Below are 2227 nucleotides of genomic sequence, written 5' to 3'. Positions count from 1 at the left end.
CTGGCAGCAGGCGCGCACCCGGGTCGTCCTCGGCCGCGCGTGGGCCGCGCTCGGCGAGACGGACCGCGCCCGGCGCGAGTGGCGCACGGCGCTGGCCGCCTTCGACGACCTCGGAACGGCCGAGGCCGACGACGTCCGGGCGCTCCTGGCCCCCGGCGATCTGCCGAGCGGTGGCCTGCCGAGCGGTGGCGTGCCGGGCGGTGGGCTCTCCGACGACGGACTGCCCAGTGGCGGACTGCCCAGCCCGACCGGTACCTCCGCCCGCTAGGGCAGGCGGCGGGCGTAGAGGTGGAGCAGGTCGGGGTACCGGAACCGGCCGGGCTCCGGGGAGGCGAGCAGGCCGGAACCGGCCAGGGCTGAGAGCACAGCCTCGGCCTCCGCCCGCGGACGCTCCAGCGCTTCGGCGGCGGCTTCGGCTGAGAAGGACGGCGGCAGGACGCGCGCCAGAAGGCGGAAGGCCGCGGCCTGGTCGGCGTCGAGTCGCGCGTGTTCGCGGGCGAAGACCGCCTCGGCGTCGAGCGTGCCGACCTTCAACTCGGCGAGCCGGCGGCGCTCGTCCGCGAGGCGGCGGGCGAGGGACCCGGCCGTCCAGCCGGGCCGGGACGCCAGCCGCGCGGCGATGATCCGGACGGCCAGCGGGAGCCGCCCGCACAAGGCGACGGCCTCCGCGACGGCGTCCGGATCCGCCGCGACGCGCTCGGGGCCCGCGACGCGTGCGAAGAGCGCGGCGGCCTCGCGTTCGGAGAACTCGGTGAGCTCGACCGCGTCCGGGACGCAGGCCGGACGGCCCCGGCAGGTGACCAGCACCGAGCATTCTCCGCCGGGCAGCAGCGAATGCACCGTTCGGGCGTCCGGCGCGTTGTCCAGGACGACCAGCATCCGGCGGCCGTTCAGCACGGAGCGCAGCAGCGCGGTCCGCTCGGAAGGGCCGGGAACGGCTCCGGTCGCGACGCCGAGCGTGCGCAGGAAGTCCAGGAGCAGCGCGTCGGGATCGCTGCGCCGCAGGTCGGCGTACAACTGGCCGTCCGGGTACGCGTCCCGGACCAGGTGGGCGACGTGCACGGCGAGCGCCGACTTCCCGACCCCGACCGGCCCGTGGACCACGGCCACCGCGGGCCCCGCCGACAGGACGCGGACGAGGGCGGAGACCTGCTCGTCCCGGCCGGTGAAGTCGATGAGGTCGGTCGGCAACTGCGCAGCCGCCGATGCGGACGCTGAGGTCGCTGTTGGAGCGCGTCCCTCCGCGATGACGCGGCGCAGCTCGACCAGGTCCGGATCGGGATCGAGGCCGAGTTCGGCGTCCAGCAGCGACCGCGACCGCTCGAACACCTCGATCGCCTCTGCCCGCCGCCCGGAACGGTGCAGCGCGAGCATCAGCAGGCGCTGGAACGCCTCGCGCAGCGGATGCCCGGCGGCGAGGACCGCCAGTTCCGCGACGGCCTCCTCGTGCCTCCCGAGCGCGAGGTCAAGCTCGAACCGGGTCTGGGACGCGACGAGCCGCCACTCGGTGAACCGCGCGCGCTGAGCCCGCGCGAACGGGCCCGGCAGGCCGTCCAGCGGATCACCCGTCCAGAGCGCCAGCGCGTCCACCACCAGGCGGCGCGCGGCGGCGAGGTCGCCGGACGCCCGCGCGCGGTCGGCGGCCGCGAGCCCCGCCCGGAACAGCGTGGCGTCCAGCGCGCCGCCGGGCAGGACGAGCCGGTACCCGTCCCCGGCGGTCACCAGCACCTCGGGCCGCGTCCGGTCGGACTCGACGGCCGAACGCAGCCGCGACGCGTACGTCCGGATCGCGCCGCGCGCCCGGTCCGGCGGACGCTCGCCCCACAGCGCCTCCACGATCGTCTGCGCCGCGGCGGCCCGTCCCTCCTGCAGCAGCAGGAACGCCAGCATCGCGCGCTGCTGCGGAGCGCCGAGGTCCAGCTCGGCGTCCGCGCGCCATCCGCGTACCGGCCCGAGCACCGCGAACCGCGGACCATCGCCCATCTGGTCCCTTCCGTCGCAGACGTGACCGACATGCAAAATAACGGCTAAGGGGAACGAGGGGATCGCCATGTCCGACGCGCCGCCCGCCAGAGCTCTACCCGCCGACGCCCTGCCCGCCCACCTCCAGCCCGCCGACCTCCCACCCGCCGAACTCCCACGCACCGACGTGCCGCCCGCACCGCCGGCCGCCCGGCCGTACGAAGCCGCGCAGCCCGCGCAGCTCCCGGCCGACCTGCCCGACTTC

2 protein-coding genes are annotated in these 2227 nt (G+C 76.5%); one reads left to right on the top strand and one right to left on the bottom strand.

Annotation, left to right across the window (positions count from 1 at the left end; genetic code table 11):
- On the top strand, positions 1-268 hold a 268-nt coding region (locus AB0J52_RS37130), incomplete at its 5' end, for a hypothetical protein (RefSeq protein WP_500187610.1).
- Here AB0J52_RS37130 and AB0J52_RS37125 read toward each other — a convergent pair.
- Complete coding sequence (locus AB0J52_RS37125; RefSeq protein ID WP_500187609.1) at positions 265-1983, bottom strand: AfsR/SARP family transcriptional regulator; 1719 nt, start codon at positions 1981-1983, stop codon at positions 265-267. The two genes, AB0J52_RS37130 and AB0J52_RS37125, sit on opposite strands and share 4 nt — an antisense overlap.
- Positions 1984-2227 lie beyond the last annotated feature (244 nt).

Origin of the sequence: Spirillospora sp. NPDC049652 (genome assembly GCF_040675125.1) — a bacterium.
In the GTDB taxonomy this organism is placed as follows: Bacteria; Actinomycetota; Actinomycetes; order Streptosporangiales; family Streptosporangiaceae; genus Spirillospora.
The sequence above is the reverse complement of the archived record's forward strand: the minus strand, read 5'-3'. Positions and strand labels throughout refer to the sequence as shown.